A 12,583-nucleotide genomic window follows, 5' to 3' on the forward strand; every position below is an offset into this window, starting at 1 on the left:
ATACCCTTACCTTCTCACTCTGAAAATAAAACATCCCCTTTAATCAAGAAGTGTAACTTTCTTCCAAACTTTACGTCGGTACTATTAAAAAAAGGGGGAATACCGATGAACCGTAAAATAGTGATGTTAATGTTCAGTTTGTTCCTTTTACTTGCTGGATGCAGCAGTAATGAAAAAAATGATTCTGCATCTGAATCACATGATGAAAAGGCGGAAAGTAAAATGGACGCTTCAATTTCCGGGAATATGGTGCAACAGGAAGAAGCGGCGGAAAAGGAAGGAGTGACGGATGAAAGAAAGGTCATCCATCAAGCCCAGCTTGAGTTGAAGGTGAAGAACCTCGAAAAGGCACAAATGAAGATTGAGAATAAGGTGGCTGAATATGGCGGATATGTTGTCGAGTCCAATGTATACAGGGAAGATGAAGAACTGGTGGAAGGAACGATCACTGTTCGGGTCCCTGAAACCCATTTTCAGGATTTTCTAGCCGATAGCGAGGGTGAGGCTTCAGAAGTGGTCGGAAGGAATGTGACAGGACAGGATGTAACGGAGCAATATGTAGATTTAAAAGCAAGATTGAAGTCAAAGAGAGCAGTAGAGGAAAGGTTGCTTGCATTCATGAAGGATGCTGAGAAGACCGAAGATTTGTTGAAAATATCATCCGATCTTGCCGTGGTGCAAGAAGAAATAGAGCAGCTGACCGGGCAAATGAAGTATCTTGAGAACCAGACCTCATATTCGACGGTTACCATCACGTTATCACAGGACCGGATAGTTGTGCCGGGCATTGATAATAAGGAATTGAATACATGGGAAAGAACGAAGAAACAACTTGCAACAAGTGCGAATCTATTACTTAAAGCGGGTTCAGGAATCATTGTTTTTATAATAGGAAACTTGCCTATCCTCATTATTTTAGGCGGAGCTGGTGCGGCGGTCCATTGGGTGATCAAAAGAAGGGGTAAAAGGTGAAGGCAGAAAGAGAGGGTGCCAATTAGATTGGCACCCTCTGACATTTATCTTTTCCGTTTATGCAAGCCGGTCACATAATACAGGGCTACCAACAGTAAGATCCAAATCGGACCAACGATTAAAGCGATTCTTGTATCTGCTGAAAAACCGAGTACTACCATTACGAATACTAAAAAGGCTAAAGTTAAGTAAGAAGTGAATGGGAAAAGAGGCATTTTGTAAGACAAGCCTTGTTTTTCTCCCTGACTCATTTTCCGTCTAGACATGATCTGTGTGACAAGTATGGTTCCCCATGTCCAGAGTGCACCGAATGTAGCGACACTTGTGACGTAAGTGAAAACTTTATCGGCTTCCATGTAGTTAAGGTAAACACCGAAAAGAAGCACGATAGCCGAAACGATAATGGCAACGCCAGGAACGCCTGACTTTGTTGTACGTTCGAAACTTTTTGGTGATTCACCTTGCTGCGCTAGGTTGAATAACATTCTTCCTGTACTGAAGATCCCGCTGTTACAAGATGAAAGGGCTGCTGTCAGTACGACAAACTGAATGATTCCTGCTGCGCCTGGAATACCGATTTTATCAAACATCATAACGAATGGGCTGTTTTCCCCATTCATTTCATCCCATGGAGTGATTGATAAAATGACTGTCAGAGCTAAAACGTAAAAAAGTAAAATCCGATAAAAAACGGTATCGATGGCTCTTTTTAAAGATTTTTCAGGGTTTTTAACTTCACCTGCGGTAACACCGAGCATTTCAATTCCCAAATAGGCGAACATGACCATTTGGAACGAGAGGATGACACCAGAAATTCCATTCGGGAAAAATCCTCCGTTTTCAACAAGGTTGCCGAATCCGACTGCGATTCCGCCATTCCCCAGTCCAAAGATGATCATTCCAAAGCCAAGGACGATCATTAGGATGATCGTTACGATTTTAATAAGGGCGAACCAAAACTCCAATTCACCGTAAGCTTTTACAGCAAGAAAGTTAATCGTTGTCATGATGGCGAGTGCGGCTAACGCCCAAGCCCATTGCGGAGTATCAGGGAACCAAAACTGCATATAGATTCCGACTGCAGTAATTTCAGCCATACAAGTGGCGATCCAAACGAACCAGTAATTCCATCCGGTTATATATCCGGCAAGAGGACCGACAAATTCGCTTGCGTAGCGACTGAAAGAGCCTGCGACTGGATTTTTTATCGCCATTTCACCTAGTGCACGCATGATAAGATAGATCATAAGTCCGCCAATGGCATAAGAAATGATGATGGCTGGACCAGCTAATTTAATCGCAGATGCCGAGCCGAGAAATAATCCGACTCCAATGGCTGCGCCAAGAGACATTAATGCGATATGTCTTTCTTCCAAACCTCTATGTAGTTGAGATTCTTTGGAGTTTTGCATAATTTTCCCCTTTTCTATGTTGGAGTTTAATTTTCTCTATCTAGCATTTTATCACTAGTAGAGGAGAATACATATTATTTATTGATTTTTCACATAATATTACAACTAAATAATATATTTTAATAGGAATAATGTAAAGCAAAAAATGAAAACGCTTACTACAAAAGTAATCCTATAATTTTTCATCGTATAATAATCTTTCGAAACTAATTATAATGCTATACAAACAAAATAAAATTATATGATTTTTCTAAAAATTTAGACATTTAATAGTGAACAAGCTGTCCCAAAAATAAGGAACAGCTTGTTCGTTTCATCATTGCCACATGGCGGAGGCCCATTCAGGATGATCAATGAAAGGGTTGCGATTATGCTGATATTGATTATAAGTGATCTCATTTCGGTTACGCTCGAAGGCATCTACAGGAACCTGTACATTCCACTCCGGTAAGAAGCCATTCCATTCCATGAATCGATTGATACTGATTTCCAGAGCACTCGATTTGATTTGTATAGTTATGGGGAAAGTATTGTCAAAAAAGAGAAAACAGCTAGTGATGCTTAGCGAAATTTAGGGGAATAGCCCGGGAAATATCGAAGGCTGTTATGAAAATGAAAATGATACGAAAAACCGTCACCATTCGACTTACTGTTTCAGTATATAGATCCTAAAAAAACTTTAGACAAATTCGATTTTTCATCGAGTTTGTCTAAAGTATGAAACCGTCAGTATGCTACTGACGGTTTTTTTTACTCTGTTTTATAAGAAGACTTTGAATGAAACTCAATAACAATGATCCGATTAAAGCTCCCCAAAAAGAATTTATTACAAAGCCACTGACGGCATAGGAAGTGATTTGGAATGTGAAGGCATTGATAATGAAAGAAAACAACCCGAACGTCAGGATGGTGATCGGCAATGTGATAAGCTGGAGAATGGGCCTAACCAGCAAGTTCATGATTGATAATATAAAAACCGCCAGCAAGGCTGTTCCGTAAGATTTAATCGTGATGGAGTCGAGAAGCCAGTCAATAACGAGCAATACCAGCCCGTTGATAAGAAAACGCATAATTATGTTCATGAAAAACTCCTCCTGAAGTCACCTTAACTACAAGTCATTATACTAAAATTTCATGAATTTCAGTTATATGTTTGCAGAATTGTCACAAAAAAAGAGGATTACGATATGTATTCCCCAAGATTGGAAAAAGGTCCATTTAAGGGTCTTAGAGCAGTTTAAAAGTCCAGTTGATTGGAACGGAAGGTACGAGACTCCTGCGGAAAGCGAGTGCCGTAGAGGAAATTAACGTTCCTATTTTACAAACCCTCAAAAAGAACGTTTCAGCTAGTTTTCTTCAATCCATTGAGGATTTTATAAAACTAAAAAACCATTTAGTATAACTTAGTTTTGTTGTGAAACCATGGTTTGGGATAAGACCATTCCGAACCCCATTTGTCTTCTTTTTCTATTTAATTGTTGGCAATGATCTTTTCGAATTCACTTAATTCCAATGTGTTTTTCAATTTTGGATTGGTGTTTAAGGAAAGCAGGGCACTTTCAATTAGAAAGGTTCGCGGTTCAACGTTTTGTAATAATTCCTCTTGGATAAAGTGAATCAATTTTAGGTTTTTAACCCGTTCTGCTTCATCATCTTGGCATAGCCTTAGAATCATCTTTTTTAGGTCGTTTGCAGAGTGCAGGAGTGCAGTATGAAAATCCTGCTGTGAATGGAAGCACTCTGGCAGCCATTGCTTAATGAGATCGGGTTCCAAAAGCTGTGCATTTGACTGGCTGACATCTTCGAAAATCGATTTAATCCTATCGACGCAATAACGGATAATTTCAGTAGGGTTGAAATCTGGCTCTTTAGCCAAAGCATTAAAATGAATAGTTTGATGCATCATTCCCGAGTAAAGAATGGCACAGTCCAAAATATAGGGTTTTTTATCAGCACCGAAAATGTCCAGAAACCGTTTTGATAGCCAATGGATATGCTGGAATTTAGCATGTGTGATGAAGTTCTTAAGTTCGGTATCATTTGAAATCATTACTTCTTCATATAAGAAAAAGATTTTATTGTTTTTGTTGGAGTGCATTTGTAATTCTGATTGTTTGATGAATATCTCAATATCTGCAAGGTTTTGCCCAATAAGCAATTCATTCCGCTCTTTTTCGAATTTTTCCTGCGAAGTTAGGAAGACTGCCTTAAGCAATTCGCTTTTAGAAGAAAAATAGTTATAAAATGTTCCTTTTGAAATGCCGCTATAATCTAAAATATCCTGAATGGATGTTGCTTGATATCCCTTTTCAATAAATAATTGGTGTGCATATTTAACTACCAATTGCTTGCGCTCATTCATATATATCACCCTTACTCTTATTGGACGGTCATTTTAACGTAATAGTATCTTATTTTCTATACGAACACAAACCAACACAAACCAGTATGTTTACAATTTCTCTAGCAAAATAAGGGGGAAGGCCATGTACTGGAAGAGGTCAGCTGAAATAAAGGTCCACAAAAGCAATGAAAATTCGGTTTCTATGCATCCTTATATTCACCATGTAAATAAAGGCAGATGAAGTGAACAAAGTCACAGGAGAACACTTAGGTTTGTTATAAGATAAATAGAAGGAGATGGGTGAAGTAGCGCAAAGTATCTATGAATATTCGGCATCATTATCGATTACTAACCCATTGGTAGGAGAAATGATAAAATCACTCGGTGTGAAGGAATATTGGTTATAAGGGTCGTATACCATTATTAGGAATGTGATTATGGCAATATGCTGACCATTCAACGGTTTATATCACTATACATTTCCATATGCTGGAGATTGTTGAAGTCATAATATAAATAAAAAAACAATGGATTGATTATTATATTAAAATTATTATAAATAAGTATTGATTTTTTTCTGAGAAGCTTTATCATTATATACATAAATAATAATGAAAAGGTGGTTCAATTATGACAAATAAGAGAAACCTTACTACAAGCTGGGGAGCACCAGTTGGAGATAATCAAAACTCGATCACTGCCGGCGAACGCGGCCCGGTGCTCATTCAAGATGTACACTTATTGGAAAAACTAGCCCACTTCAACCGTGAACGTGTGCCTGAACGTGTAGTTCATGCGAAGGGTGCCGGTGCATTCGGAACTTTCGAAGTAACGAACGACCTTTCTCAGTACACGAAAGCTAAACTTTTCAATGGTGTGGGCAAGAAGACAGATCTTTTTATCCGTTTCTCCACAGTTGCAGGTGAATTGGGTTCTGCTGATACAGTCCGTGATCCGCGTGGATTTGCTGTTAAATTCTACACGGAAGAAGGAAACTACGATATCGTCGGTAATAATACGCCTGTATTCTTTATTCGCGATGCGATTAAGTTCCCCGACTTCATCCATACACAAAAAAGAGATCCTAGAACACATTTGAAAAACCCTACGGCTGTTTGGGATTTCTGGTCACATTCACCGGAATCGCTGCACCAAGTGACGATCCTGATGTCTGATCGGGGCATTCCTGCTACACTCCGTCATACACATGGTTTCGGAAGCCACACATTTAAATGGGTGAATGCTGAAGGAAAAGGCGTTTGGGTGAAATATCACTTCAAAACAGAACAGGGCATCAAAAACCTTGATGTGGATCTAGCAGCAAAACTAGCAGGTGAAAACCCTGATTACCATACGGAAGATCTTTTCAATGCCATTGAAAAAGGGGACTTCCCTGCATGGAAATTGTATGTTCAGATCATGCCTTTGGAAGATGCGGATACATACCGTTTCGATCCATTCGATGTGACGAAGGTATGGTCTCAAAAAGATTATCCGCTGATCGAGCTTGGTCGTATGGTATTGAACAGAAATCCTGAAAACTACTTTGCTGAAGTGGAGCAAGCCACGTTCTCACCAGGAACATTCGTACCGGGAATTGAAGCTTCCCCAGACAAGATGCTTCAAGGACGCCTATTCGCATATGGAGATGCACACCGTTACCGTGTGGGCTCGAATCACAACCAACTTCCGGTTAACCGTCCGAAAGTGGAAGCGAATAACTATCAGCGTGATGGCTTCATGCGTGCTGATGACAATGGCAAGGGATCTGTTTATTATGAGCCGAATAGTTTTGGAGGCCCTGCCGAATCAAGAGAAAATAAAGTCACTCCTTTCGAGGTGACTGGGCAAGCTGCACAAGTCGGTCATAATAGTGATGATCACTACACCCAAGCAGGTGACTTATACCGTCTATTAAGTGCCGAAGAGAAAACCCGCCTTGTTGACACGATCGTGGGCGCAATGAAACCTGTGGAATTGGAAGAAATCAAGCTTCGTCAAATCGGCCATTTTTACAAAGCCGATCCGGAATACGGAACGCGCATTGCCGAAGGTTTAGGTTTATCTGTACCGCAAGAAGCGTAAAATATGGGACTACCAATCTAGTAAATGCAAACAGGCATCCATTCATGAATGGATGCCTGTTTTGGTTTATGCATGGCTCCATTATATAAATGACACCCGACAAGTTCGGTAAGAATATATAGTTATAAATGGTTTGGAAAAAAGTCATGCTGTCAGATTAATTGGGGGCGAGTTACTTAAATTATCGGTAAAGGGTGGAATTTATGGCTAGTAAAAAAAATCGGGTGTTAGTAGGCAGTCCGATTTACCAGAAACCAGATATTTTACAAAAGTTCCTGCTCTCACTTAAAAGGCTGGATGTGGAGGGACTGGAGCTTGGCATTTTCTTCATTGATGACAATGAAGATGAGCGATCAAGCAAAATGCTCGAGGATTTCAGTCAGGAGCGGAGCAATGTCAAAATACTGGCATCCAATCAAAGCGATGTATACGTGTGTAATGGCATTACCCATTACTGGAATGAAAATCTGGTATGGAAGGTCGCTGATTTCAAAAATATGATGATTGAACACGCGATTAAGGAAGACTATGATTATTTATTTCTTATCGACTCGGACCTCCTGTTATACCCTCTGACCATCAAGCAGCTTATTTCTGCCAAAAAGGATATCATCTCTAATATTTTCTGGACAAAATGGCAGCCTGATGCCGAAGAACGGCCTCAAGTATGGTTATATGATGAATACACCCAATGGGAGATATCACGCGGTCAACCGTTGGCGGATTCGGAGATCACCACACGTTATCAGTCGTACATCCGACAGATGAGAACACCTGGTGTTCATAAAGTTGGGGGATTGGGTGCCTGTACACTCATCAGCCAAAAAGCGTTGAAAGCAGGTGTGAATTTTAAAATGATCGAGAATCTATCATTTTGGGGTGAAGACCGGCATTTTTGCATTCGTGCCGCAGCTTTAGGATTTTCCATGTACGTTGATACCCACTTGCCCGCTTATCATATATACAGGGATTCGGACTTGGACGGTGCGATGGAATTTCTTGATCGGACGGATAATAAGAGGGAAGCTTCAGGGGTATCCAGTCCCAAATTAACGCTGAGCATGGTCATCAAAAATGAAAGTGACCGTTATCTAAGGAAGGTTTTAGAGGAAGTTCGTGATTATATTGATGAAGCCGTGATTATTGATGATGGCAGCACGGACGATTCCGCAGAGGTTTGTTTAGAAGTATTGAGGGGGATGCCAGTACGCATCATCAGGAATGATGTCTCCAAGTTCTCCAATGAAATAGAACTTCGTAAACAGCAATGGTCGGAGACGGTGAAGTCGAATCCCGAGTGGATTTTAAATCTTGACGCTGATGAAATGTTTGAAAAAAGATTCAAAGAGGTAGTCAAGCAGCTGATAAGTGATCAAGAAGTCGATGTATATTGCTTCCGGTTATATGACTTTTGGAATGAAACCCATTACAGGGAGGATGATCGCTGGTGCGCACACCGGTATTACCGGCCGTTCCTTGTCAGGTATCGGGAGGGGTTTGAATGCAAATGGAACGATAGGCCGCAGCATTGTGGGAGATTTGCAGAAAATGTCTTTGAATTGCCTCACAAGTTATCCGACATTCGCTTAAAGCATTTGGGCTGGGTCAAAGAAGGAGATCGGATAGCGAAATTCAAAAGATATCAGGAATTGGACCCTGAGGGTAGGTATGGAAATACTGAGCAATATCTAAGCATTCTGGATGATGCCCCTAATTTGGTTCGTTTTGAGGAGTGACTTTTCTATGGGGGAGGGTGCGTTGGCAATAATTAAATCAAATTAGCATACATTTGCTTAAGAGGAGGTGCAGTATGGACGTTTTTGTGCGGCAGAATGATTCCTTGTGGTATTATAGCCAATTATTCAAGGTGAATTACCAACTTATCATTGATTCCAATAGTGGGATTGATCCACTTGCACTTATGATTGGCCAACAAATCAAAATTCCTGGCTTTACGACGACCGGCTATAGTATTAAGCAAGGCGATTCGTTATGGGCAATTGCAAGATCACGTAATCTTTCATTGGATGCCCTATTTTTGGCTAATCCCAATCTCAACCCGAATGCCCTGCAAGTCGGTCAGACAATTTCTGTGCCATTAAGGATTACGTGGAGGCTTATTCAAGGAAATCGGGAATATGATTATGAGACGATGATGACGGATGTAAGACGTTTGAAAACTATCTATCCATTTATTAAAACCTCCCCCATCGGGGACTCGGTGCTTGAAAGGGATATCCCCGAAGTGCTGATTGGGAATGGTAACAAACGAGTTCACTACAATGGTTCCTTTCATGCGAATGAGTGGATAACGACGCCTGTGATCATGACCTTTTTAAATGATTATTTACTCGCAATCACGAATCAGGCTGACATCCGCGGTCTATCTCTGTTTCCTTTTTATCAACAGACGATGCTGTCGATCGTCCCAATGGTGAATCCGGACGGAGTGGAGTTGGTTCTTAAAGGCCCGCCTGCAGATGAGTCATTAAGACGACGGCTCTTGGAATGGAATAACGGAAGCGAAGACTTCTCTGGCTGGAAGGCAAATATTAACGGGGTGGATCTGAATGATCAATTTCCCGCCAAATGGGAACTGGAAAAAGAACGCAATAATGTAACGGAGCCAGGTCCGGCAAATTATCCCGGGGAAGGGCCGCTTACACAGCCGGAAGCCATTGCAATGTCTGAGTTGACAAGAAAACGTGACTTTGGCAAAGTCCTTGCGTTCCATACCCAAGGAGAGGTCATTTATTGGGGTTTTGAAGGTTTGGAACCGCCCGAATCGGAAACGATAGTCAATGAGTTTGCGAGGGTCAGTGGATATGAGCCTGTCAAATCTGCCAATAGTTACGCAGGGTATAAGGATTGGTTCATTCAGGATTGGCGCAGGCCGGGGTTTACCGTGGAGCTGGGCAAAGGAACGAATCCCCTCCCTATATCACAGTTCGATGAGATTTATCAGAAGTCGCTTGGGATTTTCTTGGCAGGGTTATATATGTGAATTTTGACCAAATGAAAAAGCTCAACTCCGTTACCATGGGGAAGAGCTTTTTAGTCTTATACACCATTAGACTTGAAACGATGAGGGCTGCTGCAAAAAATAAGTAAAGTTATGCTTTACTTATCGATTGCATGATTAACTCGCTTTTTAGCCTAAAATTAACGGACATTCTCCATGTCCCAGTAATATTGCAGCCCCTACCAAAAGGAATACTAATAGTTTTGCGGTAAAGAAGATTAACTTCCTTAGCGCTAGTATTGGCCCCACCTACGCCAGATACTTTGACGGCCACGCATGCCATCCAACCTAATTTCATTATAATAGAAAGCGCTTACATTTTCAAAAATAATCGTATTGCAAATTTCGACATACGCATAAATTGTCCCTTACCAGTAGGAGGAGATTGGGCGTATTACTGATAAGGGGCCTATAAGATTCAGGTTAATCTGCAATGAACTCCTGCAACTTTTTAGTTAGTCCGCCACTGCCAAATTTAATGAACTTTGTCTTTCCGGCTGCTTGTGCCGGGGGAGCAGCAAATTCCAAAAAGGCTAAAAGGTTGATCCTTCGGTAAAGTATATGGTCAATGCCATATTGATAGAACCAATTATCGATTGCATTGTAAACCCCTCTATTCAGGGCATATTGCTGCCGGCACCATTCGAAAAATAATCTGTCGGGCAGATTGATGTACTTCATATCCTCAAAGCGGCCATTTTTCTTCTCATTCCATATAGGGAAAATGGGCCTCACCGATTCCTTTTGCATAGTGTATTTCCTCCCTTATTGATAAAAACGAAAAGGCTCCCTATTCATGTTGAATAGGGAGCCTCCAGTGAACTGGTCAGCTTATATATTTTCATCCAGCATAAAGCTTATTATTCCTATTTGTCAAGTGTGTTTTTTGGAAAAACTCAAATTAAATAATTTTTTTAATGTTTTTGGTGTAATACAAATGAAAATACGAATAAATATTTATGTTTATTCGTTTATAGTTCGTATATAATGATTTTGAGGAATTAAGGAGGAGAGACTGAATGTATAAATCAAAAAAGATTTTATTATTGGGCTCAGGTGAATTGGGGAAAGAAGTCATACTTGAAGCACAGCGGCTTGGTGTGGAGACCATTGCTGTAGACCGCTATGAACATGCCCCTGCCATGCAAGTCGCTCATCGCAGTTATGTGATCGATATGCTGGATGCGGAACAACTAAGGGAAGTTGTAGAAAAAGAACAACCTGATTTGATTGTGCCGGAAATCGAGGCCATCGCTACATCCGAATTAGTAAAGTTGGAAGAGGAAGGCTTTCATGTCATTCCGACGGCAAGAGCGGCTAAATTGACTATGGATCGTGAAGGAATCAGGAGATTGGCTTCTGAAACTCTGGAGATTCCGACAGCAGCGTACAAATTCGCCGATACATATGAAGAATTTGTCCAAGCTGCCAAGGAAGTTGGCTTTCCCAATGTCGTTAAACCGCTGATGAGTTCTTCAGGTAAAGGGCAAAGTGTGTGCCGCACGGAAGGTGACCTGGAAGATTGCTGGAAAATCGCGATGGAAGGCGGCCGGGTTCAAAATGGCCGGGTGATCATTGAAGAATTTATCCGTTTTGATTCGGAAATCACGCTGCTTACTGTTCGGGCTGTAAATGGTACTATGTTTTGTGCTCCCATCGGCCATATTCAGCAGGGCGGGGATTATATTGAATCCTGGCAGCCGCATAATATGACAGAAGCTCAAATAATGGAAGCGAAAAAAATTGCCCATGCCATTACTGATGAACTTGGTGGGTACGGATTATTCGGGGTTGAGCTTTTCCTCTCAGGGGATAAAGTCTATTTCAGTGAAGTTTCCCCACGTCCGCATGATACGGGGCTAGTGACATTAGTGACTCAGAATTTGTCCGAGTTTGCTCTTCATATTCGGGCGATTCTAGGATTCCCCATCCCGGAAATCAAGCTGATCAGCCCAGGTGCCAGCCGTCCATTAAAAGCTCAAGAAGAGTTATCGGAATATTCTATAGTTGGTGTTGAAAAGGCTTTGGCTTTACCTAATACACAAGTGCGCCTTTTCGGAAAACCTGTTACAAAGGCAGGCAGAAGGGTGGCAGTCGCCTTGTCATCTGCCGATTCAATCGAGGTGGCAAGAGTGAATGCGGCCCGTGCTTTGGAATGTTTAGTTGTAGAGAAATAATAGTGAAAATCCTACAGTTTTTTTCTTTATAACGCGTTAAAGTTGAACTGTCTACCAAGCCTCCTCGCCTTAAGCACCTTTGGTGTCTTCTTTAATTAAGTAGAAGTTTTGTAAAACAGTAAAAAACCATGAAGTATAAACTAGTCTTAAACAGTTCGGGATGAGACCATTCTACAGTTTTTCTTTAAAAACGATTCCAGTTGATTGGAATGGAAGGTGCGAGGCTCCTGCGGGAAAAGCGAGTCCAGGGGAGACCCCCTCAGGCGCAAAGAGCGCCGAGGGGGCTCCCGGACCGTCCTGGGAAAGCGAGTGCCCTACGCTTCAATCAATGTTCCAGGTGATTTAAGAAATTTGCTTCCTTTCCGTCCCTAAACTTTTCTTCGAATTTGTCTATAGTCTGACTCTGAAGCATCCTGATTGGATGCTTTATTTTCTTTTCCCCTTTAGCATTTTTAAAATCCTAACCACCGATTTGAAGACGTGGATTGTAAAGAACCCTGTTCAAGATCATTTACCCACGTTGGTGTTAACCAAATCTTTTTCATTCCTCTAAAGCCTGTAATATGCCCCC

Annotated in this window: 9 protein-coding genes and 1 pseudogene; 5 read left to right on the top strand and 5 right to left on the bottom strand. The window is 41.2% G+C overall.

Annotated features, from left to right (window positions below):
* Window positions 1-105: 105 nt before the first annotated feature.
* Window positions 106-972, top strand: a complete 867-nt coding sequence (locus ACQKMF_RS13910) for a DUF4349 domain-containing protein (RefSeq protein WP_402943883.1) — start codon at window positions 106-108, stop codon at window positions 970-972.
* A 44-nt stretch (window positions 973-1,016) separates the two neighbouring features.
* Here the strand turns inward: ACQKMF_RS13910 and ACQKMF_RS13915 are convergent, their stop codons facing one another.
* The 4 genes and pseudogenes from ACQKMF_RS13915 to ACQKMF_RS13930 all read right to left on the bottom strand — a co-directional run bounded on the left by ACQKMF_RS13915 (window position 1,017) and on the right by ACQKMF_RS13930 (window position 4,746).
* Window positions 1,017-2,384: an amino acid permease gene (locus ACQKMF_RS13915; protein ID WP_101223582.1), complete on the bottom strand. Its 1,368-nt coding sequence runs from the start codon at window positions 2,382-2,384 to the stop codon at window positions 1,017-1,019.
* A gap of 316 nt (window positions 2,385-2,700) precedes the next feature.
* Window positions 2,701-2,835, bottom strand: a pseudogene (locus tag ACQKMF_RS13920) (endonuclease); the annotation flags it as partial.
* A 283-nt stretch (window positions 2,836-3,118) separates the two neighbouring features.
* On the bottom strand, window positions 3,119-3,466 hold the full coding sequence (locus ACQKMF_RS13925) for a phage holin family protein (protein ID WP_101223581.1): 348 nt from the start codon (window positions 3,464-3,466) through the stop codon (window positions 3,119-3,121).
* Window positions 3,467-3,855: 389 nt separating this feature from the next.
* A complete protein-coding gene (locus ACQKMF_RS13930) occupies window positions 3,856-4,746 on the bottom strand; it encodes a TetR/AcrR family transcriptional regulator (protein WP_101223580.1) in 891 nt (296 codons plus the stop codon).
* Between the two features lie 612 nt (window positions 4,747-5,358).
* Here ACQKMF_RS13930 and katA point away from each other — a divergent pair.
* The 3 genes from katA to ACQKMF_RS13945 all read left to right on the top strand — a co-directional run bounded on the left by katA (window position 5,359) and on the right by ACQKMF_RS13945 (window position 9,817).
* Entirely contained in the window at window positions 5,359-6,813 is a 1,455-nt protein-coding gene (katA, locus tag ACQKMF_RS13935; RefSeq protein ID WP_402943889.1) for a catalase KatA, read from the top strand.
* A 203-nt stretch (window positions 6,814-7,016) separates the two neighbouring features.
* Entirely contained in the window at window positions 7,017-8,549 is a 1,533-nt protein-coding gene (locus ACQKMF_RS13940) for a glycosyltransferase (protein ID WP_427573696.1), read from the top strand.
* A gap of 74 nt (window positions 8,550-8,623) precedes the next feature.
* Window positions 8,624-9,817 (top strand): M14 family metallopeptidase, encoded by a 1,194-nt coding sequence (locus ACQKMF_RS13945; RefSeq protein WP_101223577.1) that lies wholly within the window; start codon window positions 8,624-8,626, stop codon window positions 9,815-9,817.
* A gap of 441 nt (window positions 9,818-10,258) precedes the next feature.
* Here the strand turns inward: ACQKMF_RS13945 and ACQKMF_RS13950 are convergent, their stop codons facing one another.
* Window positions 10,259-10,585, bottom strand: coding sequence for a hypothetical protein (locus ACQKMF_RS13950; RefSeq protein ID WP_402943897.1), 327 nt, complete (start codon window positions 10,583-10,585; stop codon window positions 10,259-10,261).
* A gap of 269 nt (window positions 10,586-10,854) precedes the next feature.
* On the opposite strand from ACQKMF_RS13950, the gene purT reads away from it, so the two are divergent.
* Window positions 10,855-12,012, top strand: coding sequence for a phosphoribosylglycinamide formyltransferase 2 (gene purT / locus ACQKMF_RS13955; protein ID WP_427573699.1), 1,158 nt, complete (start codon window positions 10,855-10,857; stop codon window positions 12,010-12,012).
* Window positions 12,013-12,583 lie beyond the last annotated feature (571 nt).

The organism is Peribacillus sp. NPDC101480, assembly GCF_050277335.1.
Classification (GTDB): domain Bacteria; phylum Bacillota; class Bacilli; order Bacillales; family DSM-1321; genus Peribacillus.

What these genes read in the sequence shown, in the direction of transcription:
- ACQKMF_RS13950 (WP_402943897.1), bottom strand. Translation starts at nt 10,585, where the DNA reads ATGCAAAAGGAATCGGTGAGGCCCATTTTCCCTATATGGAATGAGAAG.
- ACQKMF_RS13940 (WP_427573696.1), top strand. Translation starts at nt 7,017, where the DNA reads ATGGCTAGTAAAAAAAATCGGGTGTTAGTAGGCAGTCCGATTTACCAG.
- ACQKMF_RS13930 (WP_101223580.1), bottom strand. Translation starts at nt 4,746, where the DNA reads ATGAATGAGCGCAAGCAATTGGTAGTTAAATATGCACACCAATTATTT.
- purT (WP_427573699.1), top strand. Translation starts at nt 10,855, where the DNA reads ATGTATAAATCAAAAAAGATTTTATTATTGGGCTCAGGTGAATTGGGG.
- ACQKMF_RS13910 (WP_402943883.1), top strand. Translation starts at nt 106, where the DNA reads ATGAACCGTAAAATAGTGATGTTAATGTTCAGTTTGTTCCTTTTACTT.
- ACQKMF_RS13945 (WP_101223577.1), top strand. Translation starts at nt 8,624, where the DNA reads ATGGACGTTTTTGTGCGGCAGAATGATTCCTTGTGGTATTATAGCCAA.
- ACQKMF_RS13915 (WP_101223582.1), bottom strand. Translation starts at nt 2,384, where the DNA reads ATGCAAAACTCCAAAGAATCTCAACTACATAGAGGTTTGGAAGAAAGA.
- ACQKMF_RS13925 (WP_101223581.1), bottom strand. Translation starts at nt 3,466, where the DNA reads ATGAACATAATTATGCGTTTTCTTATCAACGGGCTGGTATTGCTCGTT.
- katA (WP_402943889.1), top strand. Translation starts at nt 5,359, where the DNA reads ATGACAAATAAGAGAAACCTTACTACAAGCTGGGGAGCACCAGTTGGA.